Origin of the sequence: Synechococcus sp. CB0101, from assembly GCF_000179235.2 — a bacterium.
In the GTDB taxonomy this organism is placed as follows: domain Bacteria; phylum Cyanobacteriota; class Cyanobacteriia; order PCC-6307; family Cyanobiaceae; genus Vulcanococcus.
Window position 1 is genome coordinate 604,859 of record NZ_CP039373.1, and the last position, 23,673, is coordinate 628,531.

At 65.3% G+C, this 23,673-nt stretch carries 28 protein-coding genes; 13 read left to right on the plus strand and 15 right to left on the minus strand.

Annotated features, from left to right (window positions below):
- Genes CB0101_RS03315 through CB0101_RS03330 form a run of 4 tightly spaced genes read left to right on the plus strand, consistent with a single transcriptional unit; the run spans nt 1 to nt 4,749 of the window.
- Nucleotides 1–597 (plus strand): biotin transporter BioY, encoded by a 597-nt coding sequence (locus CB0101_RS03315; RefSeq protein ID WP_010308110.1) that lies wholly within the window; start codon nt 1–3, stop codon nt 595–597.
- Nucleotides 594–1,064: a signal peptidase II gene (lspA, locus tag CB0101_RS03320; protein ID WP_010308107.1), complete on the plus strand. Its 471-nt coding sequence runs from the start codon at nt 594–596 to the stop codon at nt 1,062–1,064. Before CB0101_RS03315 ends, lspA begins: the two co-directional genes overlap by 4 nt.
- Nucleotides 1,045–3,171, plus strand: a complete 2,127-nt coding sequence (locus tag CB0101_RS03325) for a transglycosylase domain-containing protein (protein WP_010308103.1) — start codon at nt 1,045–1,047, stop codon at nt 3,169–3,171. Before lspA ends, CB0101_RS03325 begins: the two co-directional genes overlap by 20 nt.
- A gap of 12 nt (nt 3,172–3,183) precedes the next feature.
- Nucleotides 3,184–4,749: a YcjF family protein gene (locus CB0101_RS03330; RefSeq protein WP_010308099.1), complete on the plus strand. Its 1,566-nt coding sequence runs from the start codon at nt 3,184–3,186 to the stop codon at nt 4,747–4,749.
- On the opposite strand, the gene CB0101_RS03335 is transcribed toward CB0101_RS03330, so the two are convergent.
- On the minus strand, nt 4,673–4,900 hold the full coding sequence (locus CB0101_RS03335) for a hypothetical protein (protein WP_083798580.1): 228 nt from the start codon (nt 4,898–4,900) through the stop codon (nt 4,673–4,675). The two genes, CB0101_RS03330 and CB0101_RS03335, sit on opposite strands and share 77 nt — an antisense overlap.
- A gap of 10 nt (nt 4,901–4,910) precedes the next feature.
- The gene (locus tag CB0101_RS03340) at nt 4,911–6,362 is read right to left on the minus strand and encodes an aminotransferase class V-fold PLP-dependent enzyme (protein WP_010308093.1); all 1,452 of its coding nucleotides are present in this window, start codon (nt 6,360–6,362) and stop codon (nt 4,911–4,913) included.
- A 16-nt stretch (nt 6,363–6,378) separates the two neighbouring features.
- On the opposite strand from CB0101_RS03340, the gene CB0101_RS03345 reads away from it, so the two are divergent.
- Complete coding sequence (locus CB0101_RS03345) at nt 6,379–6,936, plus strand: nucleoside deaminase (RefSeq protein ID WP_371413616.1); 558 nt, start codon at nt 6,379–6,381, stop codon at nt 6,934–6,936.
- On the opposite strand, the gene CB0101_RS03350 is transcribed toward CB0101_RS03345, so the two are convergent.
- Nucleotides 6,866–8,056 carry an alanine--glyoxylate aminotransferase family protein gene (locus CB0101_RS03350; RefSeq protein ID WP_043717440.1) on the minus strand — a complete coding sequence of 397 codons (1,191 nt, stop codon included), beginning with the start codon at nt 8,054–8,056 and terminating at the stop codon, nt 6,866–6,868. The two genes, CB0101_RS03345 and CB0101_RS03350, sit on opposite strands and share 71 nt — an antisense overlap.
- Before the next feature lie 49 nt (nt 8,057–8,105).
- Nucleotides 8,106–8,636 carry an allophycocyanin subunit beta-18 gene (locus tag CB0101_RS03355; RefSeq protein WP_010308083.1) on the minus strand — a complete coding sequence of 177 codons (531 nt, stop codon included), beginning with the start codon at nt 8,634–8,636 and terminating at the stop codon, nt 8,106–8,108.
- A 230-nt stretch (nt 8,637–8,866) separates the two neighbouring features.
- On the opposite strand from CB0101_RS03355, the gene glnA reads away from it, so the two are divergent.
- The gene (gene glnA, locus CB0101_RS03360; protein WP_010308081.1) at nt 8,867–10,285 is read left to right on the plus strand and encodes a type I glutamate--ammonia ligase; all 1,419 of its coding nucleotides are present in this window, start codon (nt 8,867–8,869) and stop codon (nt 10,283–10,285) included.
- Nucleotides 10,286–10,357: 72 nt separating this feature from the next.
- Here the strand turns inward: glnA and CB0101_RS03365 are convergent, their stop codons facing one another.
- Nucleotides 10,358–10,585 (minus strand): hypothetical protein, encoded by a 228-nt coding sequence (locus CB0101_RS03365; protein WP_010308077.1) that lies wholly within the window; start codon nt 10,583–10,585, stop codon nt 10,358–10,360.
- A gap of 178 nt (nt 10,586–10,763) precedes the next feature.
- Between CB0101_RS03365 and CB0101_RS03370 the strand changes: the two genes are divergently transcribed.
- The gene (locus CB0101_RS03370) at nt 10,764–11,819 is read left to right on the plus strand and encodes a class I SAM-dependent methyltransferase (RefSeq protein WP_029552929.1); all 1,056 of its coding nucleotides are present in this window, start codon (nt 10,764–10,766) and stop codon (nt 11,817–11,819) included.
- A 56-nt stretch (nt 11,820–11,875) separates the two neighbouring features.
- Nucleotides 11,876–12,199, plus strand: a complete 324-nt coding sequence (locus tag CB0101_RS03375; RefSeq protein ID WP_010308069.1) for a hypothetical protein — start codon at nt 11,876–11,878, stop codon at nt 12,197–12,199.
- Between the two features lie 13 nt (nt 12,200–12,212).
- On the opposite strand, the gene CB0101_RS03380 is transcribed toward CB0101_RS03375, so the two are convergent.
- Nucleotides 12,213–12,485, minus strand: coding sequence for a hypothetical protein (locus CB0101_RS03380; protein ID WP_010308061.1), 273 nt, complete (start codon nt 12,483–12,485; stop codon nt 12,213–12,215).
- 36 nt (nt 12,486–12,521) lie between these two features.
- Here CB0101_RS03380 and CB0101_RS15250 point away from each other — a divergent pair, with 36 nt between their 5' ends.
- Nucleotides 12,522–12,809: a DUF6439 family protein gene (locus tag CB0101_RS15250; protein ID WP_010308057.1), complete on the plus strand. Its 288-nt coding sequence runs from the start codon at nt 12,522–12,524 to the stop codon at nt 12,807–12,809.
- On the opposite strand, the gene CB0101_RS03385 is transcribed toward CB0101_RS15250, so the two are convergent.
- Nucleotides 12,803–13,204, minus strand: coding sequence for an ATP-binding protein (locus CB0101_RS03385; RefSeq protein ID WP_010308052.1), 402 nt, complete (start codon nt 13,202–13,204; stop codon nt 12,803–12,805). The genes CB0101_RS15250 and CB0101_RS03385 overlap by 7 nt on opposite strands.
- Nucleotides 13,205–13,269: 65 nt before the next feature.
- The gene (locus CB0101_RS03390) at nt 13,270–13,992 is read right to left on the minus strand and encodes a GUN4 domain-containing protein (protein WP_010308048.1); all 723 of its coding nucleotides are present in this window, start codon (nt 13,990–13,992) and stop codon (nt 13,270–13,272) included.
- A gap of 85 nt (nt 13,993–14,077) precedes the next feature.
- Here CB0101_RS03390 and mnmH point away from each other — a divergent pair, with 85 nt between their 5' ends.
- The 4 genes from mnmH to CB0101_RS03410 are packed head-to-tail and all read left to right on the plus strand — an operon-like array spanning nt 14,078 to nt 17,603.
- On the plus strand, nt 14,078–15,142 hold the full coding sequence (gene mnmH / locus CB0101_RS03395; RefSeq protein ID WP_010308044.1) for a tRNA 2-selenouridine(34) synthase MnmH: 1,065 nt from the start codon (nt 14,078–14,080) through the stop codon (nt 15,140–15,142).
- A gap of 25 nt (nt 15,143–15,167) precedes the next feature.
- Nucleotides 15,168–15,539 (plus strand): photosystem II reaction center protein Psb28, encoded by a 372-nt coding sequence (gene psb28 / locus CB0101_RS03400; RefSeq protein WP_010308040.1) that lies wholly within the window; start codon nt 15,168–15,170, stop codon nt 15,537–15,539.
- A gap of 10 nt (nt 15,540–15,549) precedes the next feature.
- Nucleotides 15,550–16,605: an AI-2E family transporter gene (locus CB0101_RS03405; RefSeq protein WP_010308036.1), complete on the plus strand. Its 1,056-nt coding sequence runs from the start codon at nt 15,550–15,552 to the stop codon at nt 16,603–16,605.
- The gene (locus tag CB0101_RS03410; RefSeq protein WP_010308032.1) at nt 16,602–17,603 is read left to right on the plus strand and encodes an AI-2E family transporter; all 1,002 of its coding nucleotides are present in this window, start codon (nt 16,602–16,604) and stop codon (nt 17,601–17,603) included. The genes CB0101_RS03405 and CB0101_RS03410 overlap by 4 nt, the downstream gene beginning before the upstream one ends.
- 1 nt (nt 17,604) lies before the next feature.
- Here the strand turns inward: CB0101_RS03410 and CB0101_RS03415 are convergent, their stop codons facing one another.
- From CB0101_RS03415 to rsmA, 7 genes are all read right to left on the minus strand, one after another.
- On the minus strand, nt 17,605–17,811 hold the full coding sequence (locus CB0101_RS03415; RefSeq protein WP_010308029.1) for a hypothetical protein: 207 nt from the start codon (nt 17,809–17,811) through the stop codon (nt 17,605–17,607).
- Nucleotides 17,808–18,800, minus strand: coding sequence for a protein translocase subunit SecF (gene secF, locus CB0101_RS03420; RefSeq protein ID WP_010308026.1), 993 nt, complete (start codon nt 18,798–18,800; stop codon nt 17,808–17,810). The genes CB0101_RS03415 and secF overlap by 4 nt, the downstream gene beginning before the upstream one ends.
- On the minus strand, nt 18,800–20,281 hold the full coding sequence (gene secD, locus CB0101_RS03425; RefSeq protein WP_010308023.1) for a protein translocase subunit SecD: 1,482 nt from the start codon (nt 20,279–20,281) through the stop codon (nt 18,800–18,802). The genes secF and secD overlap by 1 nt, the downstream gene beginning before the upstream one ends.
- 75 nt (nt 20,282–20,356) lie before the next feature.
- On the minus strand, nt 20,357–21,340 hold the full coding sequence (locus CB0101_RS03430; RefSeq protein WP_010308020.1) for a pyruvate dehydrogenase complex E1 component subunit beta: 984 nt from the start codon (nt 21,338–21,340) through the stop codon (nt 20,357–20,359).
- 169 nt (nt 21,341–21,509) lie between these two features.
- Nucleotides 21,510–21,860 (minus strand): DUF3082 domain-containing protein, encoded by a 351-nt coding sequence (locus tag CB0101_RS03435; protein WP_043717465.1) that lies wholly within the window; start codon nt 21,858–21,860, stop codon nt 21,510–21,512.
- Nucleotides 21,861–21,879: 19 nt separating this feature from the next.
- On the minus strand, nt 21,880–22,812 hold the full coding sequence (ispE, locus tag CB0101_RS03440) for a 4-(cytidine 5'-diphospho)-2-C-methyl-D-erythritol kinase (protein ID WP_010308012.1): 933 nt from the start codon (nt 22,810–22,812) through the stop codon (nt 21,880–21,882).
- 10 nt (nt 22,813–22,822) lie between these two features.
- The gene (gene rsmA / locus CB0101_RS03445; protein ID WP_010308009.1) at nt 22,823–23,635 is read right to left on the minus strand and encodes a 16S rRNA (adenine(1518)-N(6)/adenine(1519)-N(6))-dimethyltransferase RsmA; all 813 of its coding nucleotides are present in this window, start codon (nt 23,633–23,635) and stop codon (nt 22,823–22,825) included.
- Nucleotides 23,636–23,673 lie beyond the last annotated feature (38 nt).

Here is a 23,673-nt window from a genome sequence, read left to right on the forward strand (position 1 = left end):
ATGGTGGCCAGCGACTGGCAACCCGTGCGAGCCCTCACCAATTGGAGCGGTGCCCTCGCCGGACTGTTGCTGATCGTGTGCGGGAGCTTGGTGCAGGCGGCCCTCCCCAGCTTCGGCCCCAACGGTTTCAGCCTGATCGCCTTGCCGATCACCCTGCAGGTGCCGGCCTTGCTGCTCACGGCCCTGGTGTGTGGGGCCCGCTCGGCCATGTTGGCGGGGGTGGCTTACATCAGCCTCGGCCTGTTTCAACTGCCTGTTTTTCAGGCTGGCGGTGGGGTCACCTATCTCCTCGACCCGGGCTTCGGCTACATCGCCGGCTTTTTACCGGCGGCATGGCTCACCGGTCGCTTGGCCAAGCAGGGCGGGATGGACAACCTGCTCAGCCTGACCGCTGCCTCCATGCTCGGCCTGCTGGTGTTGCAACTGTGTGGCCTGGCGAACCTGCTCCTGGGCGGTCTGGTGGGGCGCTGGAATGGAGCCCTGCCGCAGCTGTTGATCAGCTACAGCTTTGGCCCGTTGATCCCCCAGCTGCTGTTGTGTTGTGCCGTGGCGCTGTTGGCCCTCGGGCTGCGGCGTGTGCTGCTGCTCGAGTCATGATCCGGCCGGTGTATCTCACCGCCCTGGTGGTGGTGGTGAGCGATCAGCTCAGCAAGCTCTGGGCTCTGCAGCACCTCAGCGGCCGCGGCGTGGCGCCGCTCCTGCCGGGCCTGCTTCAGCAGCGGCTGGTGTTCAACACCGGCGCCGCCTTCAGCATGCTGGAGGGCAACGCCTTCGGTCTGGGCCTGGTGAGTGCCGCAGTGGCCGTGGGGCTGGTGTGGTGGATCCAAACGAGCGGCCCCCTCAGCCGTTGGCAGAGCCTGGGCCTGGGCTTGCTCTTGGGTGGGGCGATCGGCAATGGGCTCGATCGCATGCGCCTGGGCAGCGTGGTGGATTTTCTGGAGTTTGTGCCCATTCAGTTCCCGGTGTTCAACCTGGCGGACACCGCGATCAACCTGGCGGTGGTGTGTCTGCTGATCGATCTGCTGCGCCGGCAGGATGGGCGTCATGACCGCCCGGCCCGCTGAACTGAGCTGGAGCAACGGCGCTGATGGCGAGCAGCGCAAGCTGTTGCAGCCAGGCGCCTACCGCATCGGTCGTGATCCAGGGGCGGAGATCTGCCTGCCAGCGGTCGGGGTGAGCCAGCAGCACGCCCTGCTCGAATGCATTGGAGGGCAGTGGCTGCTGAGCGATCTGCAGTCGACCAATGGCCTGTGGTGGCGGGGCCGGCGCATTCAGCAATTGCTGCTTCGCGATGGCGATCGCATCCAGCTCGCTCCAGGCGAGGCCGGTGCAACGGCCGAACTACGGTTTCAACAGCCCAGCCAACGGCCCTTGAGCCTGCTGCGCCACTGGGGAAGTGCAGCCCTTGCCCTGCTGGCGCTGGGCGGTGTGGCCCTGTGGGGCTTGGGCCGGTTGCAGGTGCCCGTGGCTGCGGGGCTCGGCGCGAGCCGGGGGCCCCTGCTTCTGTTTGATGGCGCGAATCGCCCACTGATCGCGGCGGAGTCGAGCCAACACCAGGAGCAACGCAGCCTGAGCGGCTATCCGGCGGAGCTGATCAGCGCCTTGCTGGCCAGCGAAGACAACCGGTTCTGGTGGCATCCCGGCATCGACCCGATCGGCACCGCTCGCGCCTTGCTCACCAACCTCAGCGGGGGAAGAGTGTTGGAGGGGGGCAGCACCCTCACCCAGCAGTTGGCACGCAGCCTGCATCCCGAACAGGTGGGCCGCGGCGAAACCCTTGGCCGGAAGTGGCGAGAGCTGCTGGTGGCCCTGCAACTGGAGGCGCTTCACAGCAAACGGGATGTGCTGCTTGCCTACCTCAACCGGGTGTACCTGGGGGTGGGCTGGGGCTTTGACGATGCCGCCCGCCATTACTTCGCGCGCCCTGCCGCTGCCCTCAGCCTTGAAGAGGCAGCACTGCTGGTGGGCCTGTTGCCCTCACCCAACGGTTTTGATCCCTGCAGCAATCCAGAAGCGGCCCTTAGTTCCCGCAACCGGGTGCTGCTGAAGATGGTGGAGGCGGGGCGGCTGAGCGCGGAACGGGCCAGGCGTGCCAGGCGGCAACCGCTGCAACTGGCCCCGCAGGCCTGCGGTTCAGCGACCAAGCAAGCGGCTCAGCCGATGCCCTTCTACACCGATCAGGTGAAACGAGATCTCGAAGCCCTGCTCGGAGCCGATGTGGCTTCAGAAGGCAACTTCCTGGTGAGCACCTACCTGGATCCGCTGCTGCAACAGGTGGTGGAGCGGCGGCTCAGCGGCCTCCTGCGCTCCAAGGTGGGTCCGCAGCAAGGCGCCGTGGTGGTGATCGATCAGCGCAACGGCGGCATCCTGGCGATCGCCGGCGGACGCGATTACAGCCAGAGCCAATACAACCGAGCCAGCATGGCGCTGCGCCAACCGGGCAGCACGTTCAAGCTGTTTCCCTACCTCGCCGCCCTGGAGCTGGGGCTGCAGCCCAGCGATCGGGTGAGCTGCAGCCCGCTCGAATGGGGCGGCCAGATCTTCGCCAGCAGCTGCGGCGGCAGCCTCAGCCTCCAGCAGGCGCTGGCCAGCTCCAGCAACACCGCCGCTCTGCGCCTGGGCCGGCGTGTCGGGCTGGATCGCGTGGTCGACATCGCCCGCCGGCTTGGCATCACCACCCCACTGGAGTCCGTACCAGGTCTGGCCCTTGGCCAAGCCGAGGTGCGCCTGGTGGAGCTCACCGGCGCCTACGCCGCCGTGGCCAATCAGGGCGTCTGGCATCCCCCCACCACGATCCGCCAACTCACGGATGGGGAACAGCAGCGCAACAGCTCCAGCCAGGCACAACGCTTGCGTCCGGGGCGGCGCGTGTTGAGCGAGGCCCAGGCACGCCAGATGCAGGCGATGCTGCGGGAGGTGATTCGATCCGGCACCGGCCGCAGCGCCAGGGTTGGTGGAGAGGAAGGCGGCAAGACCGGCACCACCAACAACGGCCGCGATCTGCTCTTCATTGGCTACGAACCAAGCCGGCACTGGGTGATGGGCATCTGGCTCGGCAACGACGACAACAGCCCCACCGGAGCCAGCAGTGCCTTGGCGGCAGAGCTCTGGGGCGAGATCATCCGCTCAGCCGGTCGAGGCAGCCTCGAACGCGGCATCACCCTGCGCTGAGGCCCAGCCCCTGTGAAACCCCCTGCACGGCTTTGGCTCTGGCTCGGCGGCGGCCTGCTGGTGCTGGTGGTGATCACCGCTGTGCTGCAGGCCATCAACAACCTGGTCTGGCAGCTGAGCTATCTGCTGCCGGCCTGGCTGGTGGGCCCGTTCATGCTGCTGCTGTTTGGCGGCGGCGCGCTGGTGATGGCGCGGGTGGCCTGGCCATGGCTGGAGGGCTGGCGCCGCAATCGTTTGGGCAACAACCGCCCTGAAGGCGCACCCCCAGCACCACCGAGCAACCGGCAGGAAGCCGCCCAGCAGCAGCTGCAGGCGGTGGATCAACTGCTGGAGCGCATTCGCGATGCCGTGCAGCGGGAAGCCCTGCAGCAGGAACGCGCCCGGGTGGCCGCCGAACTAGAGCGAGGCGACCTGGTGGTGGTGGTGTTTGGCACCGGCTCCGCTGGCAAAACCTCGCTGATCCGTGCCCTGCTCAAGGATGTGGTGGGACAGGTGGGAGCCGCCATGGGCTCCACCGATGCCTGCGTGAGCTATCGGCTGCGCTTGAACAACCTCAGCCGTGGCATCCGACTGGTGGACACGCCCGGCATCCTCGAGGCCGGTGATGCTGGTCAGCGACGCGAACAACTGGCCCGCAAGCAGGCGGCCGAAGCGGATTTGCTGCTGCTGGTGGTGGATGGCGACCTACGCGCCGCCGAACAGGAGGTGTTCACCGCCCTGGCGCAGCTGGGTAAGCGATTGCTGCTGGTGCTCAACAAGTGCGACCTACGGGGCAGCGAGGAAGAGCGCCGTCTCTTGGCCCTGCTGCGCCGCCGCTGTCAGGGCCGGATTGAAGCCGACGACGTACTTGCCGCCAGTGCCGCCCCGCAATCGGTGCCGATGCCAGGCGGAAAACCGCTGCAACCAGCACCCGAGCTCGATGCCCTTCTGCGGCGCATCGCCCACGTGCTGCACAGCGATGGCGAGGAGCTCATCGCCGACAACATCCTGATGCAAAGCCGGCGTTTGAGCGCGGCGGGCCGGAGGCTGCTCAACGACCAGCGTCAGCAGGATGCAGAAGCGGTGGTGGATCGCTACAGCTGGATCAGCGCCGGGGTGATCGCTGCCACCCCCTTGCCCGGTGTGGATCTGCTGGGAGCAGCGGCGGTGAATGCCCAGATGGTGATGGAAATCGGGCGCATCCACGGCGTGAGCCTGAGCCGCGCTTCCGCACAGGAACTGGCGGTGTCGGTGGGACGAACCCTGGCCAGCCTCGGCGTGATCAAAGGAGGCATGGGCCTGATCAGTGCAGCCCTGAGCCTGAATGTGCCGGCCCTGCTGCTCAGCCTTGCTGTGCAGGCGGTGGGCGCCGGCTGGCTCACCCGCGTCGCGGGTCGCAGTTTCATCACCTACTTCCAGCAGGACCAGGATTGGGGTGATGGCGGCATGCAGGAGGTGGTGCAGCGGCAATACGACCTCAACAGCCGCGATTCCGCGCTCAAAGCCTTTTTGAGTGCTGCGTTTAATCGAGTGGTGGAGCCGTTGCAGCGTCAGCAGAAGCGGGAACAGCTGCCACCGAGGCCGCAGGAGCGGAGCTAACCGCCAAACCCATGGCTTCAGGAGGAGGCGGCAACAGCGGACCGCGGGAATCCAGCACCGTGATCAGCACCAGATAGGCCGCCGCGATCAGGATCGAAATGGCGCCCGTGATGATGGCCACCCAGCGGCCGCGGGTCTGGGGAGCAGTCATACAGGGCGAATCAGCGAAGGGGCACAGAAGCGTGAACTGAGGCAGCCACCACCTCAGCCACCGCTTCCAGCTGGGCTGCACCGGTGTGGGGATTGCCCAGCACGGCCTTGAGGTGGTGGCGACCTTGATACAGCGGGCGCGACAGCATCAGCTGGCGTTCAAGCAAGTGGTGGCGGGTCTGCAGCGACCACTGCTCTGCCTGCGCGGGAGCGAGGCCTTCGGGGGTAAAGGCCAGGAGATGCAATGGACCGCTGCAGTGCTCCAGCGGTAAGCCGGCCAGCAGCGCTTGTAACTGGGAACGGCGCTGCAGGGCTCCATCGAGGAGCTGGGCAATGCCACTCAGCCCCAGCTGACGCAGGCCAAGCCAGAGCTTGAGCACCTCCGCTGGGCGGGTGCCCTGCAAGCCACATTCACCGCCATGGGCATCGGCCCAACTGGGTTCCATGTAGGGGAGACCGGTGGCAAAGCAGGCCGCCAAAGCATCGGGTTGGCGCAGCAGCAGCAGCGAGGAGGTTTTGGTGATCCCGAGCAACTTCTGCGGATTCACGGTGAGCGAATCGGCGTTGCTGAGGCCATCGATGAGATGAGCGTGAGCAGCACTCAGGCCGAACACAGCACCAATCGCACCATCCACATGCAGCCAGATCTGGCGCTGACGGCAGAGCGCTGCGATGGCGGCCAAGGGATCAATGGCGCCACGCACGGTGGTGCCGGCCGTGGCCACCACGGCCAGCACCGGCACACCAGCGGCGGCAGCACCATCCAGTTGAGCGGCCAGATCATCCACCTGCAAACCACCGTGTCCATCCACCGGCACCGGCCGCAGGGCGGTGGCAGGTAGGCCCATCACCGCCAGGGCCTTCGCGATCGAAACATGGGCATCGGCGCTGCAGAACACCAGCGCTTCCGGCACCCCCACCAGCCCGCGCTGATGGCGCGCCACCACCAGCGCCATGAGATTGCTCAAGCTGCCGCCACTCGCGGCCACGCCGCCGGCCTGATCACCCAGGCCCAACCGCTCCGCCATCCAGGCACACAAGCTGCGTTCCAGGCGCGAGAGGCTGGGGGAGAGCTCCTCAGCCAAGAGGTTGTTGTTGAGGCCTGCGCAGATCAGATCCGCTGCCACCGAAGCGGTGAGCGGCGGTGGATCCAGGTGGGCCATCGATCCCGGGTGCACGGGATTGAAAGCTCCATCCATCACCAGCTGCAGGTCGTCCAGCAGGGCGATGGGATCGAGGCCGGTGGGGCCGGGTGCTGCCTCCGGCAGCACACTCAGCAGGGGAAGCGGCGAACGGGTGCTCGAATCGGCCCACCAGCGGCACAACTGATCACCGGCCTGCTGAAGAAAGGCGCTCAAAGCCGGATCCAGCTGCGCCGGATCGGGGAACAGCGGCAGAGATGCAGGGGCCGCAGGCTCGTGCTGAGGGGCTGGAGCCAAGGCGGCGCCACAGGGTTCTCCCATTCTCCCCAATGGCGGGATGGGATCAGGCGCTGGCATTGTGCTCAAAGCAGAAGCGATGGATCTGGAGCCGGCGGAGCACATCCTCTGGATGCAGCGGCTGCTGCGGCGCGCTGAGGCCGTGGGCTGCGAAGGAGAAATCCCAGTGGCTGCCGTTGTGCTCGATGCCCAAGGCCGAGCCGTTGGCTGGGGAAGCAACCGGCGCGAGCGGGATCAACAGCCATTGGGCCATGCCGAGCTGATGGCGCTGCAGCAAGCTGCGCGCCTGCGGGGCGACTGGCGCTTCAACGACTGCACCCTGTTGGTCACCCTCGAACCCTGCCCGATGTGCGCCGGGGCTCTGGTGCAAGCGCGAGTCGGCCAGGTTGTGTTTGGAGCCCACGACCCCAAGCGCGGCGGTTTGGGAGGTGTGCTCGATCTCAGCACAAGCCCCAGCGCCCACCACTCGATGCTGGTGGTGGGCGGCGTGGAGGCCGAGCGCTGTGCGACTCAGCTGGAACGCTGGTTCAAGCAGCGGCGGCGGCAACAGCGGGAGCAGCGCTCCGGAACGCCGGCAGCTCCTGCTCCAGGAGGTTGAGCAACAGGTCGACGTTTTCCTCGCGGCTGTTGTAGCCCATCAGGCCGATACGCCAGACCTTGCCGGCCAGAGCGCCGAGACCGCCGCCGACTTCAATGCCGTGCTTGTTGAGCAGGTGCAGCGTGAAGGCCTTGCCATCCACACCCTCGGGGATGCGAACGGTGGTGAGGGTGGGCAAGCGCAGCTCGGCCGGAACGTGGCATTGCAGACCAAGCGCTTCAAGACCGGACCACAGACGCTCCGCATTGCGACGGTGGCGCTCCCACACGTTGTCGAGACCCTCCTCGGCGATCAGGCGCAGGGCCTCACGCATGCCGAAGTTCATGTTCACCGGAGCGGTGTGGTGATACACCCGATCACTGCCCCAGTACTGGTTGAGCAGGCTCACATCCAGGTACCAGTTGGGCACCTTGCCGCTGCGGGCCGCCAGCTTTTCTTCGGCGCGGGGTCCCATGGTGAAGGGGCCGAGGCCCGGAGGGCAGCTGAGGCCCTTCTGGCTGCAGCTGTAGGCCAGGTCCACCTTCCAGTCATCCAGGAAGAGCGGCACAGCACCGAGGGAGGTGACGGTGTCGAGCAGCAGCAGGCAGTCGTACTGGCGGCAGAGATCACCAATGCCTTCCATCGGCTGCCGCACACCGGTGGACGTTTCGGCATGCACCATCGCCAGGATCTTGGGGCGGTGCTCCTTCAGACCGGCTTCGATCTCCTCGAGGCTGAAGGCCTCACCCCAGGGCTTCTCGATCGTGCGCACATCGGCGCGGTAACGGCCGGCCATGTCCTGCAGGCGCAAGCCGAAATAGCCCTTAACGGCCACCAGCACGGTGTCGCCGGGCTCCACCATGTTGGCGAGGGTGGCTTCCATCGCCGCCGAACCCGTACCGCTCATCGGCAGGGTGAGGCGGTTATCCGTCTGCCAGACGTAGCGCAACAGCTCCTGCACCTCGCTCATCAACGCCACGTAGAGCGGATCGAGGTGACCGATCGGTGTGCGGCTCAGGGCCTGCAGCACCGTGGGGTGGGCATTGGAGGGGCCAGGACCCAGGAGCAACCGATCCGGTGTGGCGATCGGACCAAGGTTCAGACGATGCCGATCGGACACAGGAGGAGTGGAGGTTGCCAAGGCCGGTTGCTGGTCTGTGGTGGGAGCCTACGCAGTCGCAGAGGCGAGATCAGCGGGCGCGAACGTTGTTATCAGCGAGGCCGCGGCAGAGATGCTCAAACGGTGCCCGCACAACGGCGGAAAGCTGTTCAGCCGTTGCTACGCCGGCATCCAGCAAAAGCTCACACACCACATCTGCCATCAGCGCAATGCTGCGAACCGTGGGACCTGTGGGCACGCCAAGGCTCTTATAGGTGTCATCGAGACCATTCAGCACTCGCTCGTTGAGGATCGTGCTGTCGTCGGCCACGAGGGCGTAGCTGGCGTAGCGCAGGAAGTAATCCATGTCGCGCAGGCAGGCAGCCCAGCGACGGGTGGTGTAGGCGTTGCCGCCAGGCAGCAGCAGTTCCGGATCCGACTGCCACAGGCGCTGGCTGGCCTCACGCACGATTTCAGCGGCTTCGCGATTGATCAACTCAACAGCGGCCAAACGCAGTTGCGCCTGAGAGAAGTAGGTGGCAATGCGATCAACTGCATCGCGATCGAAGTAGCGGCCCAGCTGGTCGTACCGACCGATCAGACCGGTGATGGCATCGCGCATGGCGTGAAGGATCGACGCACCTGAGCCGGAACGTAGCACCTGCAAACCCTCAGATCCCTTGCGATTGCATGGATCTGATCAAGTTGACAGAAACGGTTACGCAAGCGATCCAGTCCGAATCAGTCACGAATTTGGTTACAGGTGATACACAGGCAGGGCAGGGCTGCTCCGTACGGTCCCGCGAGCCCGGTTCCAGGCGGGCTTCCTCTCAGCCTCCAAGCGTTCACGTCATGGCCAAAACCGCCCAGGACGTCCTCCGTCAGATCAAGGACGAGGGCATCGAACTGATCGATCTCAAGTTCGTCGACCTTCACGGCAAGTGGCAGCACCTCACCGTCTGCCAGGACCTGATCGACGAAGCCGCCTTTACCGAGGGTGTGGCCTTCGACGGCTCCTCGATCCGCGGTTGGAAAGCGATCAACGAATCGGATATGGCGATGGTGCCGGATCCGAATACCGCCTGGATTGATCCCTTCTACAGCCACAAAACCCTCAGCCTGATCTGCTCGATTCAGGAGCCCCGCAGCGGTCAGCCCTACGCCCGTTGCCCCCGCGCCCTGGCACAGAAGGCCCTTGATTACCTCGGTTCCACAGGCCTGGCTGACACCGCCTACTTCGGCCCGGAGCCCGAATTCTTCGTTTTTGACGACGTTCGCTACAAGAGCGCCAACGGCTCCAGCTTCTACAGCGTGGATTCGATCGAAGCTCCTTGGAACACCGATCGAGTGGAAGAAGGCGGCAACCTCGCCAACAAGATCCAGCTGAAAGAGGGTTACTTCCCCGTCGCCCCCAACGACACCCTGCAGGACATGCGCAGCGAAATGCTGCTCACCATGGGTTCCCTGGGCGTGCCGATCGAAAAGCAGCACCACGAGGTGGCCACGGCGCAACACGAACTCGGCATGAAGTTCGCCGAGCTGATCAGCGCGGCCGACAACGTGATGATCTACAAGTACGTGGTGCGCAACGTTGCCAAGAAGTACGGCAAGACCGCCACATTCATGCCCAAGCCGATCTTTGCCGACAACGGCAGCGGCATGCACGTGCACCAGAGCCTCTGGAAAGGCGGCCAACCTCTGTTCTGGGGTGAAGGCACCTACGCCAACCTCTCGCAAACCGCCCGTTGGTACATCGGTGGCCTGCTGAAGCACGCCCCCAGCTTCCTGGCCTTCACCAACCCCACCACCAACAGCTACAAGCGACTGGTGCCCGGCTTCGAAGCACCGGTGAACCTGGTGTACTCCCAGGGCAACCGCTCCGCCGCCGTGCGCATCCCCCTCACCGGAACGAACCCGAAGGCCAAGCGCCTCGAGTTCCGCTCCGGCGACGCGCTCTCCAACCCCTATCTGGGTTTCGCGGCCATGCTGATGGCCGGCATCGATGGCATCAAGAACCAGATCGACCCGGGCGACGGCACCGACGTTGACCTGTTCGAGCTCTCGGCCGAAGAGCTGGCCAAGATCTCCACGGTGCCCGCTTCGTTGAACGGTTCTCTGGAAGCCCTCAAGGCCGACCACGAGTATCTGCTCGCCGGTGGCGTCTTCACCGAAGACTTCATCGACAACTGGATCGCTCTGAAATACGAGGAGGTGCAGCAGCTGCGTCAGCGGCCTCACCCCCACGAATTCACCATGTACTACGACGCCTGATCAGCGCCGGATCGTCGCTGCCTGGCAGCCCTATTCAGCCCCGGTTCACCCGGGGCTTTTTTTGTGGGGAGATCAGTCGTGGCGAAGCTGGGCGATGGCGCTGTCGTGGAGACGGCGCTCGTGGGCATGGCGCTCAGCCCAGGCGACCTCCTGGGAATGCACGTTGGAAGCCTCGCTTTGGTCGGCCGTGGCATGGCGCTGGGCCACCACGGGCTGGTGACGCCGTTGCTCCTGCTGGCGGTGCCGCATCCACTCCACAAAGAGAGGCTCGCTCTGGGAGGTGTTGATCGAGGCGCTCATCGCATCCTCCTGGGGATTCGCATGGGCCCATTCTGTAGCGGTTGCTACGGAATATCGGGTTGCTCCATGAAACGTGATCTGCGTTCAGGCCGGCACAGAACAGCGCCTGGCCCCAACCGATCGCGATGCCGCATGGGATCCGTTGGAATGGAAGGCCGCTGCGACCCTGCCCAGCTCCATGGCCGATACCCTCACCAAGCTCGCCTATCAGGCCCTGCAGCAGGGCAAGAGCCTGGTGGGCGTGGCCCACAAGGAAGTGAGCACCAAGCTGATGGAGCTGGTGGCACCCCAGGGTGCTCCGAAAACGCGGCCGATCCCGCCGCAAATGCTGCTGGATCTGCAGGCGGCCAACACAGCCCTGATGGAGGTTGATTGGGAGGAAGCCGAGCAGGGCTTGTATCCCACCAGCCTCTTATTCGATGCGCCCTGGCTGGAATGGGCTGCCCGCTACCCCATGGTGTGGCTCGACATGCCCAGCACCTGGAACCGGCGCAGTGAACGCAATGTCAACGACCTGCCGCGCGATGTGGAGGCCGAGAACTATCCCGATTACTACCTCCAGAACTTCCATCACCAAACGGATGGCTATCTGAGCGACCACTCCGCCTCGCTCTACGACCTGCAAGTGGAAATCCTCTTCAACGGCACCGCCGATCCGATGCGGCGCCGTGTGATCAAACCGCTGGTGCAGGGGCTGCGGGCCTTCAAGGATCGCCCGGCCTCCCAACTGCGGGTGCTGGATGTAGCCACCGGCACCGGTCGCACCCTGCGGCAAGTGCGCGCGGCTCTGCCCCAGGCGCAATTGGTGGGGATCGACCTCTCCGCCTCCTACCTGCGCCAGGCCAACCGCTGGCTGAGCCAGCTCCCCGACGAATTGCCCCAGCTGGTGCAGGGCAATGGCGAGGCCATGCCGTTCGCCAGCGGCAGCATGCAGGGCGTGACCTGTGTGTTCCTGCTGCATGAACTGCCAGCGGAAGCGCGCCAGAACGTGATCAACGACTGCTTCCGGGTGCTGGAGCCCGGCGGAGTGCTCGTGTTGGCCGATTCCGTACAACTCGCGGATTCGCCTCAGTTCGAAACCGCCATGGACAACTTCCGGCGTGTGTTCCATGAGCCTTACTACCGCGATTACATCGGCGATGACATCGAGGCCCGCCTCAGCAGCGCTGGCTTCAGCAACATCCGCGCCACCTCCCACTTGATGACACGGGTCTGGAGTGCCACCAAGCCCTGACAAAGGGCCGTGGCCATCGCTCAAACGCCATAGGGTCCGCCCAAAGCGATGAGGGCATGAGCAATCCGTTCAGCGTGCGCTGGTTGGCAGGCTGGACCTTCCAGACGGTGTTCATGGAGGGATGTGTACAGGTGGAAGCCCACGGCTTCGGCATCTGTCTCCGCACACCCCTGCTGTCTGGTGAGAGCCCTGTTGTGGCTGCTGATCGGCTGGTGCTGGCGGAAGATCAGCGCCGCAGGGCGCTCCACAACGCGTGGCTCAGGGGAAACCGTCTCCCCGCATCGCCGCCGGCGCCACCGCTCAACGGCGCGAGCGCAGAGGTGGAACCAACCCCCTTGAACGCACCTGATCTCGAACCACTGATCCGCCTGGCAGCCTGATTGCAAGCGAGCATCAGCGCTTCAGCCACAGCGCCAGGAGCAGGCCGACGCCACCCCAGCGAAGGCCACTCCACAGTGCTGTTTCGCTCCAGAGGCTCGGCCGCAGCGGAACGGGCAACGGGTCCAACACGCGTTGCGCCAGTGCCATCCGTTGACGCAGGCGCCGGGCCTGAAGGCTTTCGTCGCCACTGCTGATCCGTTCAGCCCGCGACACCTGGGCCATCAGGTTCGCCAGCTGATGCAGCCAACGAATCGGCGTATGGGGAGACCTCGGGCGCTGCTGCATGGCGCCAGGATGGCCCTCCAGCCGAGGTTTCGTCCAGTGTCTACGCGTCAACCGTGGCCGGAAGGTAGCCGAGAAACGGCGGAAGCCCTGCATCGCCTGCTCACCATCGACAACCGCGATTGGCATGCGCTCAAAGGCCAACCCCAGCGGCGTGCAGCCGAACAGATCGCAGCGGCCCTGGTGCAGCTGCTCGATCCAGCCAACCCGGCCCATGCTCCGGTTCCCACCGCACAACGGGAGCAGGCCATCGCCCTGCTGGAGCATGGCCTGGGTTGGTTACGGGGTGAGCTGAAAGATCCGGGCTGTCCGAGCCACGGTCACTGAGGCGACGGTTGACGCCGCAAAGCCACCTGCACGCGATTGCCGCGCGCGCTCCAGCGCACGTCATCGAAGCAGGAGTGAATCAAAAACAACCCGCGGCCGCAGAGGGCATCAGCCTGCTCCGGCAACACCCCATGGCGGGCATCGCTGGGCACGCCGCAGCCTTCGTCCTGCACCTGAAACACCCACCAGCGAGGGGTCACAATCCGCCGCACCCGCAGGCATTTGCCCGGATCGTTGCCGTTGCCATGACGCACCGCATTCACCAGCACCTCCTGCAGGCCGAGTTGCAGTGAAGACAGCTGCTGGCTGCAACTGATCGGCTCGAGCAGCACCTCCAGCAGCGGGGAGAGCTGCAGGGTGGATGGGGTGATGAAATCGGCCCAGCGATGTGGCATCGAACCCAAACCGGCGGAGGCCCCGCCCAGTGATTCGAAACTACCGCTGCAGCGAACCGGCTGATCTAGGCCGACACGCGCTGTTGCAGCCCAGGATGCGACAGCAGCGCATCCATCAGACGCACGCCCCGCAACTGATTCACCAGGGGGAGATGGCCCTCAGGTGCCTCCAACGACCAGGTGAAGGCGGAGGGGTAACGCGTCCAGACGCCACCCTGCTTCCAGCCCAGCCGAGGCCAGAGTTGATCCCAACGGCCATTGAGGGAGCGCAGCAGGCGGATCTGCACCGAAAAGCCGAAGCGACCCTGGGAATACACCACCCAGAGGCGATCCAGGCTTTCCAGATCCACCGAGGCGATCGGAGGCACTTCGGAGTAGTAGACGTAGCCGCGCTTCACCGCTGCTTCACCGGCCAATTGGCGTAGGTGCTCGCTGGTGAGACGGTCGGCCTCTTCAAAGGCCTGCTCCACCAAAGCCTTCTGCAACGGGCCGTAATCGAGACCCGCCGCGCTATACACCGCCAGCCAGCCGTCGCTGTAACGCTGGCGAAAGGCCTGGCTGAGGCTGTCGTCCTCAGCCATCAACAGCTGAATCAACAGGCCTGCCGCCCAGTCGTCGGCGGTGGCATCGAGACGATCGATCTGTTCCGGGATCAGCGGCCGCAGCTCAGCTGCACGCTGCTGAACCTGCGTCAGCAGGCTGCGGCGCTGGCGGGGATTCGCCGCCAGAAAACGCTCCAACAGTTGCTCGGCGCTAACCGTGGTGGTGACGGGGGGTCCGGAAAGCATGTAAGGGGATCAGACCTGCCAGGGGCCAGCGTTGGCCCACTATGTCAGGCATGGCCAGGCCAGGGCGGGTTCATTGATGGTGGGGATGGAACGGAACCGCCAACCGGTGGAACGGTTTCTTGAGGGCACAGGTCCGGTGGTGGATGTGCGGGCGCCGGCGGAGTTTGCCCAGGGGCACATTCCAGGGGCCCGCAATCTGCCGCTGTTCAGTGATGACGAGCGCGCAGCCGTCGGCACCACCTACAAGCAACAGGGGCGCCAGGCCGCTGTGCAGCTAGGGCTTGAGCTGGTGGGGCCTCGGCTCGGGGAGCTGGGCAGCGCGCTCAACGCCCTCGCCGAAGCAGCAGGGGGTGAGCCACTGCGGCTGCACTGCTGGCGCGGCGGCATGCGCTCCGAAAGCATGGCCTGGCTGGCGGCCCAGCTCGATCTCTCGGTGCTCCTGCTGGAGGGGGGCTACAAGGCCTTCCGCCGCTGGGTGCTGGAGCGATTTGAGTGCAGCTGGCCGATCCATTTGATGGGTGGGCGCACCGGCAGCGGCAAAACCGATCTGTTGCTCGCCCTGGCCCAGCGCCAAGCGGCCGTGGTGGACCTGGAGGGGTTAGCCCATCACCGCGGCAGCAGCTTCGGCAGCCTCGGCATGCCACCCCAGCCCAGCACCGAGCACTACGAAAACCGCATCGCCATCGCCCTCCAAGGCATGCAGGAAGCGGAGCAAATCTGGGTGGAGGCAGAGAGCGTGCAGGTGGGTCGCTGCCGCATTCCCGCTGGGCTCTGGCGGCAGATGCAGGCCGCGCCACTGCTGGAAATCCGTAGGCCGCTGGAGGAGAGGCTGGAGCAGTTGGTGGAGGTGTACGGCAACCAGGACCCCACTGCGCTGCGCGAGGCCACCGAACGGATCGCCCGCCGGCTGGGCCCCCAACGCACCAGCGCCGCCTTGGCGGCCATTGCCGAACGGCAGTGGGGAGAGGCCGCGCGCCAGATGCTCGATTACTACGACCGCTGCTACGACCACGAATTGGAACGGCATGGCGGCTCCAATCAGCACCAGCTGCTGGGTCATGTCGATCTGGCTGGACTCAGTGCCGATGCCGCCGCCGACCAGCTGATCAGCCGTGGTGTGATCAGGACCCAGGGCCGGAACGCTGCCTAGGATCGAGCTTTGCTGGGTTCGATCGATGGCCGCCATTCAGTTCTTCCGCGGTGTCGACGAGCCTGTGGTTCCTGATATCCGCATGACCCGCTCGCGCGATGGGCGCACCGGTCAGGCGATTTTTGTGTTCGATCAGCCCGAAGCCCTCTCCCCCGAAAGCATGGGCGACATCGGCGGGATGTACATGGTGGATGAGGAGGGCCAACTGGTCACCCGCGAGGTGAACGCCAAGTTTGTGAACGGCAAACCAGCGGCACTCGAAGCCACCTACACCTGGAAAACCCCGGAAGATTTCGAGCGCTTCATGCGCTTCGCCCAGCGCTACGCCGACAGCCACGACCTCGGGTTCTCCCAGAAAGAGAACAACGCTGGCGATAACGCCGAAGCCGCCGAGTAAGCCAAAGACCATGCGATTTGGCCAGGCACTCGGTCTGATCGCAACGGCGGCCGCAGTGCTGTTGCTGTGGTCGCTGCGGCATGTGGTGATTCAGCTGTTCGCGGCCGTGGTGCTGGCCATGGCGTTATGCACCCTGGTGGGTGTGGTGCGCGTACGGCTGCGCTGCAGCCGCCCCCTGGCACTGCTGCTGAGCCTGGTGGGGCTGCTGCTGCTGGTGGCCGTAGCCCTTGCCGCCGTGGTGCCGCCGTTTGTGGAGCAGTTCCAGCAGCTGCTGCTGCAATTGCCCATCGCCGCCGACCGTGCCGGGACCCTGCTGCGTGACCTCATGGATGTGAGCAGCCGCATGCTTTACGGCCAGCAGGCCCTCGATTGGCTCCGGCAGAACTGGGGCAGCAGCAGCTCCAACACTGAAGCCCTTGGACAGGGCTTGCAGAACCTGCTCGGTTTGGCGGGAAATCTTGGCGGCGGCCTGCTCCAGCTGCTGTTTGTGCTGGCGGTAGCCCTGATGATTGCCGTGCAGCCCACGGCCTACCGCGAGGTGGCTGTGCTGCTGGCGCCGTCGTTTTATCGCCGCCGTCTGCGGGAGGTGCTGCTGCAATGTGGTGAAGCCCTCAGCAGCTGGATGGGCGGAGTGCTGATCAGCTCCGTCTGTGTGGCGCTGCTGGCGGGGATCGGGCTGTCGCTCCTGGGCGTGAAGCTGGTGGTGGCCAATGCCCTGCTGGCGGGGCTGCTCAATGTGATCCCCAATGTCGGGCCCACCTTGAGCACCGTGTTCCCGATGTCGGTGGCGCTGCTGGTGTCGCCGTGGAAGGCTCTGGCTGTGTTGGGGCTCTACGTGCTGGTGCAAAACCTGGAGAGCTACCTGATCACCCCATCGGTGATGCAGCACCAGGTGAAGCTGCTGCCTGGGCTCACCCTGGCGGCACAGTTTGTCTTCACAGTGCTGTTTGGTCCACTCGGCCTGCTGCTGGCACTGCCGCTGGCGGTGTGTCTGCAGGTGGTGATTCGTGAGGTGTTGATCCACGATGTGCTCGATCCGTGGCAGCGCCAACGCCTCTCCCCATGACCCTGCGCGGCCTGATCGGTTTGCTCGCCCTGGTGGTGCTGGGGCTGTTGGCCTGGGAACTGCGCTGGGTGCTGCTGGTGCTGTTCGGCGCCGTGGTGCTGGCGGTGGCTCTGGATGTGCCGGTGAGCTGGCTGCGGCGGTTCACGCCGATGAACCGGCCCCAGGCCCTCACGGTGGTGGTGCTGTTGTTGCTGCTGGGGGGCTGGCAGCTGGGTGAAGTGCTGCTGCCCGAATTGATCGAGCAGGTGCAGCAGTTCACCCAATTGGTGCCGGCACTACTCAACCGTGTGGGGGAGCTGCTGGGCGGGGTGGCCATGCTCGAAAGCCTGGAAGGTCGCGTGGCCGAACTGGCCACCTTCGACAAACTGCAACCCCTCGGCGGCCAATTGCTCGGCTTTGCAGGCGGCGCCGCCAACGGCACGATTCAGCTGCTGCTGATGGTGCTGCTGGCTCTGCTGCTGGTGCTCGATCCCCGCAGCCATCAACGCTTGGTGGTGGCGGCCACACCAGCCCACTACCGCGGCATGGCGGGTGAACTACTCAGCGCCTGCCGCCAGGCCTTGGGGGGCTGGCTGGCTGGGATGACGATCTCTGCCAGCGCGGTGTTTCTGCTCACCTGGGCTGGGCTGGCGGCGCTCAAGGTGCCCCTGGCTCTCTTGAGCGGCCTGGTCTGCGGCCTGCTCACCTTTGTGCCCACCATCGGCCCCACCGTGGCCACGCTGTTGCCCCTGGCCGTGGCGCTGTTGGTGTCTCCTGCGCTGGCCCTGCAGGTGTTGATCCTGCGGCTGGTGCTGCAAAACGCTGAGGCGTTCCTGCTCACCCCCCTGCTGCTGAGCCGCACGGTGAATCTCCTACCCACGGTGGCGCTGATGGCCCAGCTGAGCCTGGGTGCCCTGCTGGGTCTGCCGGGGGTGCTGCTGGCCCTACCGCTGGTGGTGGTGCTGCAGGTGCTCTCTCAGCGGGTGCTGGTGGAGCAGATCATGGATCGCTGGTTGTAGTTCAACGCGCCCGCTGGAACAACCAGGGCGAGCAGACCAGCACAGCGAGAGCCAATGGGTGGTGGCGCGGGATTTCCGCCAGGCTGCTGAAGGTGAAGTGATCGAGCAAGAGCTGCAGCTCGGTGCGCAGATCGAGCAGAGCGAAGAGCACCAGCAGCAGCGGGATCAGCGGCAGTGGCCGGCGTGGGGAGCGGCCGGCATTCTTCATCGACGTGCCAGTAAGGGCAGCAGGGTTGGCGCGATGCCGATGCTCGACCAGCTCCCCACCCCAATGCCCACGGTGAGCGCCACAGCAAACCAGAACAGGCTGCCGCCACCGAACAGCAATAGGGCAATCAAGGGCAGCAGGGTGGTGAACGAGGTGTAGAGCGAGCGCGTGAGGGTGGCGTCCACAGCCAGATCCACCTGATCAGAGAGCCCGAGATCGCGAACCTCGCGGCGTTGCTCACGGATTCGGTCGAAGACCACCACGGTGTCGTTCACCGAGTAGCCCGCCACCGTGATCAAGGCCACGGCAAACAGCGAATCCACTTCCACGCCGCGGAGCAAACCCAACCAGGCGAACACGCCACAGGTGATCAACACATCGTGGGCGAGGCAAAGCAGCGCCAAACCGGCATAAATGCCGTCGTAGCGGAAGCTGATGTAGGCGGCGATCAAGGCAAAGCTCACCAGCAGCGACACAGCGCTGCTGCGCAGCAGCTGACCACCGAGGGATGGACCAATGGTGTTCACCGACAACTGGGCCGGGTTCACCGCACCAATCAGCGGGGTGAGGCCATCGAGCAATGTCTGGGTTTGCTCCGGCTCCAGATCCGGGAGGCGCAACTCCAGCGAGCGGCCACCATCCAGCACCTGCACCCTGGCACTGCTCAACCGAGGCGGTTCAGCACCAGCCACAGCCGGTAAGGAGATGGCCAGCAAGCGTTGCTGCACGGCATCCGCCGTGAGGCTGGCGCAATCAGAGGCGGTGCAGCTGCGCTCAATCTGCAGCTGGGTACCACCGGTGAAATCAAGCCCAGGGCGCAGGGGGGCACCGATGCGCGGGTTGCTCCAGCACAGGGCCATGCCCACGAGACTGAGCAGAACAGCCAGCCCAGAAACGAGCCAACCCTGGCGGCGGATGCGCGTGATCCGAAAGCGTGGCTCAGCCATGGCGGAGGCGCCCATCTGGGGAGCGGGGGTACTGGCGGTCATCAGGAGGCACTCCCGGGCAGCTGGGCAGAGGGGAGAAAGAAGGTGGGGCGGCGCAAACCGGAATAGCCCATCAGCAAGCGCAGCAAGGTGCGGGTGCAGCTGAGGGCAGTGAACAAGCTCAGCACCAGGCCGATGCCGAGGGTGAGTGCGAAGCCCTTCACCAGACCGGTACCCAAAGCGAACAAAGCCGCGCAGCTGATCAAACCAGTGACATGGCCATCCAGGATTGAGGAGAAGGCCAGTGAGAACCCGGCATCGATCGAGCGGATCAGCGTGTTGCCGCGGCGGAGCTCTTCCTTCACCCGCTCAAAGATCAGCACGTTGGCATCCACGGCAATGCCGATGGACAGGATGAATCCAGCGATCCCCGGCAGGGTGAGGGTCACAGGGATCAAGGCGTAGAGCGCCAGGTTGAACAGGGCATAGAGCGCCAGCGCCACCACCGCCACGAACCCTGGTAGGCGATACATCACCACCATGAACACCGCCACCAACGCCAGGCCAAACAGGCCGGCGGAGAGGCTGCGCTGCACGTTTTCAGCGCCGAGGGTGGCACCAATCGTGCGTTGCTCGATCACTTTCACCGGCAAAGGGAGGGAGCCGCCCCGCAGCTGCACTTCCAAGTCACGGGCCTCTTCAGCGCTGAAGTTGCCCGTGATGCTGGCGGCACCGCCGGTGATGCCGGCGGGCTTGAACTCCGGTCCCACACTCGCCTCGCTGATCGAGCGGCCATCGAGCACGATCCCCAGCAGGCGACCCGTGCCGGCAATCCCCTGGGTGAGCTCGGCAAATTTGCGACCGCCATCGGTGTTGAAGGCGAGCGTCACATCCCAGCCGCTGCCGGTCTGCTGTTGCTGGCGGCCGGCGCTGGTGAGGTCTTTACCGGTGAGTTCCGCCGGTTCGTAGAGAGGAACGATACGCTGCTTAACCTCGTCTAAAAGCTGCTCGAGCTGTTGAATTTCGCTGCTGCCGGGCGGCACCTTCACCCCAAGCTGATCGAGGGCCTTGGCAAGCTCTTCGGTTTTGAACTCAGGCTGCTGATCACCGACGGTCTGTTGGGCCCGGCTCTGGTTGAGCACCGCCTCAGCCTGGCGCTTGAGCTTCAGCAGCCCCGTCATCTCCTCTTCGGTGCCTGCCTTCTGGGCCCGAAATTCCAAGAGGGCGGGTTTACCCAGCACCTTGGCAACCCGGCTGGGGTCCTGCTCATTAGGAAGCTGCAGCACCAGTTGATCGTCGCCCACGCTCTGCAGGGTGGATTCCGCCACGCCGAGGCCGTTGATGCGGCGGTCGAGCACGTCTTTCACCGCCTCGAGCTGTTCGCCCTTCACCTGCTTGATCGCACCGGCTGGTAACACCTGCAGGGTTAGCTGGCTACCGCCCCTGAGATCCAGGCCTAGCTGAAGTGGACTATTAACAAGAACGGCTCCAGCCGCAATCGCCAGAGCCAGGATCAGGGCAAACCACCCCTGTTGACGCGCCATCGGTGTTGTGAGGGGTCGGTGTTGGAGGGGGAAGGGTTCTGGAACGGTGGCTGAAACGTGCCGCCGCCCCGCCGATCAGACCTGGCCGCTCTTGAGCGCCTTGGCCGCTTCCACGATCTGGTGGGGCTGAATGATCGTGAGGTTCTCGAGGGTGCCGTTGTAGGGGGTGGGAATGTCCTGGGAGGACAAGCGCACCGGACGGCAGTCGAGATCATCGAAGCACTGCTCGGTGATCAACGCCATCAGCTCGGCGCCGATGCCACCGGTCTTCATGCACTCCTCAACGATCAGCACCTTGTGGGTCTTGCGGATCGAGCGGGAGATGGTCTCCATGTCGAAGGGCTTGAGGCTGATCAGGTCGATCAGCTCCACGCTCACGCCGTCTTTCTCCAGTTGCTCCACCGCCTTGAGGCAGTGGTGGCGCATGCGCGAATAAGTGAGGATCGTCACGTCGGAGCCTTCCTTCACCAGATCCGCCTGATCCAGGGCGCAGGTGTAGTCGCCGGAGGGGATCTCCTCGGAGAGATTGTAGAGGAGAACGTGCTCGAAGAAGAGCACGGGGTTGTTGTCGCGGATGGCGGCCTTCATCAGGCCCTTCGCGTTGGTGGGGGTGCTCACCGCCACGATCTTGATGCCGGGCACCGCGTGGAAGTAGGCCTCGAGGCGCTGGCTGTGCTCAGCACCCAGCTGACGGCCCACGCCGCCGGGGCCGCGCACCACGGCGGGGATCGTGAAATTACCGCCGCTGGTGTAGCGAAGCATCCCCATGTTGTTGGAGATCTGGTTGAACGCGAGCAGCAGGAAGCCCATGTTCATGCCCTCCACGATCGGGCGCAGGCCCGTCATCGCGGCGCCCACGGCCATGCCGGTGAAGGCGTTTTCGGCGATCGGGGTGTCCAACACCCGCAGTTCGCCGTATTTGTCGTAGAGGTCTTTGGTGACCTTGTAGGAGCCGCCGTACTGGCCCACGTCTTCCCCCATCACGCACACGTGGGGATCGCGAGCCATCTCTTCGTCGATGGCTTCGCGCAGGGCGTTGAACAGCAGGGTCTCAGCCACAGCGGAGCACTCAGTCCGGCTCAGGCCGGTCGCTGCGCCAACTTATCTCAGCCGCCTGCAGCGAAGGTGACGAGCAGCAGCACCGACAGCAGCATGCCGGGCGAGAGGAGCAGCACCAGCAGCTGCAGATCGTGGGCTGTCATCGGCCATATGTCGACGCCCTCCAAGGCTAGGGAGTTTGTTCCGCTTCGCTCCAACCCGGCATCAAGCTGCGCAGGAATGTGAAAAACAGGCCCAGCCCCACGAAGGCGAAGGTGAAGGTGGCCAGAAAGCTCATCCCCACGATCAGCGTCTTCATGAACACGGCGATGCTCTGGGCAAAGCGCACGTCGTAGTGGGGGGGATGCTCGGCGTAGTAGCCCACGATCCGCTGGGCCAGCTGCAGCGCCAGCCAGCCAAAACCAAAGCTGGTGAGCGAGCCGCTCAGAAAGCTGATGGGGCCCTTGCGCTGCCGCTTCGGGCTGCCCGATGCAGCCGAAGGCTCAGCGGAGAGCTGGTCGGTGGCTGGCTGTTCGCTCACGGATCGGCGGCACTCGGCGTCAGCCCAGCGTGGCACCGGAGCTGGTGCAGCGGCAGACCCAGGCCTCAAAGCCACCCTGCTGCAACTGGGGTTCCAGCTGCTGGTGGGCCGCCTGCGCGGCGGCGTGATCGGCAAAGAGGGCAAACAAACTGGGACCTGATCCGCTCATCGCCACCGCCAGGGCATCGGTGGCCTGACGCAGCAGGCTCAGGCCCTCGCGCACGCTGGCGACTTCGGGCTCCACCACGCCCTGCAAGTCATTGCGCAGGGGCGGCAGCGGCCGCTCACCCGCCAAGGCGGCCAACAGCGGCCCTTCTCGCAGGGCCTGGCGCCGCTGCTCGAATTCCGCCTCACTGCTGAGGTAAAAATCTTCGCGCTGCTCACGGCAGCGCCCATAGGCCCAGGGGGTCGACACACTCGCCTTGGGATGCTTGATCAGCAGCACACCCAAAGCAGGAGCGCCCGCCAGGGCAGCGGGCCCCAGCACTTCACCACGACCGAAACACAGCTGGGTGCCGCCTTCGATGCAGAACGGCATGTCGGAACCCAGCTGGGCGGCCATCTCCAGCAGCTGCTGGCGGCTGAAGCCACAGCCCCACAGCGCATTGAGGCCCACCAGGGCGGCTGCACCGTTGCTCGAGCCACCAGCCAGGCCCGCACCGATGGGGATGCGCTTCTCCAGCTCGATGGAGGCCCCCAGCTCCGGCAAACCCAGCCGCGCTTTGAGCAATTCGGCGGCCTTCACGATCAGGTTGCTGCCATCGGTGGGCAGGTCTGCGCGGTTACAGGTCAGGCTGATCTGGCCATCGGCCGTCGGGCGCAAGCGCAGCTGATCGGCGAGATCGAGCATCTGCATCACCATCGCCAGCTCGTGGAAGCCATCGGGCCGCAGCCCCAGCACCTCCAGATGCAAGTTGATCTTGGCGGGGGCGCTGACCAGCAGCTCAGCCATGCGAGGGGGTTCAGGCAGTGAGCCGATTCAAACCCGCCGCCAGCGCCACCCAAGCCGCTGGTGCCACCTCCTGGGGCCGCTGCTCCAGGCCAATACCCGCCTCTGCCGTCAACGCTTGCAGCTGATCAGGCGGCTGCAAGCCGGCCAGGGTGTTGCGCAGCATCTTGCGGCGGGCGGCGAAACAGCGGCGCAGCAGGGTTTCCACCGTGCGAGCCAGGGCCGGATCCAACTGCTGATCGGGCGGCAAGGGATCGATCGCCACCACCTCGCTCATCACCTTCGGTGGGGGCTGAAAACAGCGCGGCGGCACCAGGCACACCGTGCTGCAACGGGCCAGCAGCTGCATGCGCACGCTCAGGGCGGAATAGGCGCTGCTGCCCGGCCGCGCCCGGATCCGCTCCCCCACCTCCTGCTGCATCAACAGCACCAAGCGGCGGTAGGGCTGCGCCACGGGGCGATCGAGCCGCCCCACCAGCCGCTCCAGCAAGGGGCCTGTGATGTTGTACGGGATGTTGGCCACCACAATCCCAGCCTCAGGCAGCGGCACCGCCAACACATCTCCCGGGGTGAGGTCAAAGCGGGGATCGCCGCTAAAGCGCTCCTGCAACCCCTCCACCAGATCGCGATCGAGCTCCACGGCCCGCACCGCCGCTGCCGGAGAAGCCAGCAACCGTTCAGTGAGGGCCCCGCGGCCAGGCCCCACCTCCAACACCGTGTCGGCGGCGCTGAGTTCGGCCGCCGCGAGGATCTGATCCAACACCCGCTCATCTTTGAGCCAGTGCTGACCAAACCGTTTGCGGGTGCGGTGGGCCGCGAAGGTCATCGATCCGTGCGCCACAGGCCTACTTCCAGATTGCTCCC

Bases quoted from the DNA above. Each gene is read 5' to 3' on its own strand.
- CB0101_RS03315 (WP_010308110.1), top strand. From the start codon at position 1: ATGGTGGCCAGCGACTGGCAACCCGTGCGAGCCCTCACCAATTGGAGC.
- lspA (WP_010308107.1), top strand. From the start codon at position 594: ATGATCCGGCCGGTGTATCTCACCGCCCTGGTGGTGGTGGTGAGCGAT.
- CB0101_RS03325 (WP_010308103.1), top strand. From the start codon at position 1,045: ATGACCGCCCGGCCCGCTGAACTGAGCTGGAGCAACGGCGCTGATGGC.
- CB0101_RS03335 (WP_083798580.1), bottom strand. From the start codon at position 4,900: ATGACTGCTCCCCAGACCCGCGGCCGCTGGGTGGCCATCATCACGGGC.
- CB0101_RS03340 (WP_010308093.1), bottom strand. From the start codon at position 6,362: ATGGGAGAACCCTGTGGCGCCGCCTTGGCTCCAGCCCCTCAGCACGAG.
- CB0101_RS03345 (WP_371413616.1), top strand. From the start codon at position 6,379: ATGGGATCAGGCGCTGGCATTGTGCTCAAAGCAGAAGCGATGGATCTG.
- CB0101_RS03355 (WP_010308083.1), bottom strand. From the start codon at position 8,636: ATGCGCGATGCCATCACCGGTCTGATCGGTCGGTACGACCAGCTGGGC.
- glnA (WP_010308081.1), top strand. From the start codon at position 8,867: ATGGCCAAAACCGCCCAGGACGTCCTCCGTCAGATCAAGGACGAGGGC.
- CB0101_RS03365 (WP_010308077.1), bottom strand. From the start codon at position 10,585: ATGAGCGCCTCGATCAACACCTCCCAGAGCGAGCCTCTCTTTGTGGAG.
- CB0101_RS03370 (WP_029552929.1), top strand. From the start codon at position 10,764: ATGGCCGATACCCTCACCAAGCTCGCCTATCAGGCCCTGCAGCAGGGC.
- CB0101_RS03375 (WP_010308069.1), top strand. From the start codon at position 11,876: ATGAGCAATCCGTTCAGCGTGCGCTGGTTGGCAGGCTGGACCTTCCAG.
- CB0101_RS03380 (WP_010308061.1), bottom strand. From the start codon at position 12,485: ATGCAGCAGCGCCCGAGGTCTCCCCATACGCCGATTCGTTGGCTGCAT.
- CB0101_RS03385 (WP_010308052.1), bottom strand. From the start codon at position 13,204: ATGCCACATCGCTGGGCCGATTTCATCACCCCATCCACCCTGCAGCTC.
- CB0101_RS03390 (WP_010308048.1), bottom strand. From the start codon at position 13,992: ATGCTTTCCGGACCCCCCGTCACCACCACGGTTAGCGCCGAGCAACTG.
- mnmH (WP_010308044.1), top strand. From the start codon at position 14,078: ATGGAACGGAACCGCCAACCGGTGGAACGGTTTCTTGAGGGCACAGGT.
- psb28 (WP_010308040.1), top strand. From the start codon at position 15,168: ATGGCCGCCATTCAGTTCTTCCGCGGTGTCGACGAGCCTGTGGTTCCT.
- CB0101_RS03405 (WP_010308036.1), top strand. From the start codon at position 15,550: ATGCGATTTGGCCAGGCACTCGGTCTGATCGCAACGGCGGCCGCAGTG.
- CB0101_RS03410 (WP_010308032.1), top strand. From the start codon at position 16,602: ATGACCCTGCGCGGCCTGATCGGTTTGCTCGCCCTGGTGGTGCTGGGG.
- CB0101_RS03415 (WP_010308029.1), bottom strand. From the start codon at position 17,811: ATGAAGAATGCCGGCCGCTCCCCACGCCGGCCACTGCCGCTGATCCCG.
- secF (WP_010308026.1), bottom strand. From the start codon at position 18,800: ATGACCGCCAGTACCCCCGCTCCCCAGATGGGCGCCTCCGCCATGGCT.
- secD (WP_010308023.1), bottom strand. From the start codon at position 20,281: ATGGCGCGTCAACAGGGGTGGTTTGCCCTGATCCTGGCTCTGGCGATT.
- ispE (WP_010308012.1), bottom strand. From the start codon at position 22,812: ATGGCTGAGCTGCTGGTCAGCGCCCCCGCCAAGATCAACTTGCATCTG.
- rsmA (WP_010308009.1), bottom strand. From the start codon at position 23,635: ATGACCTTCGCGGCCCACCGCACCCGCAAACGGTTTGGTCAGCACTGG.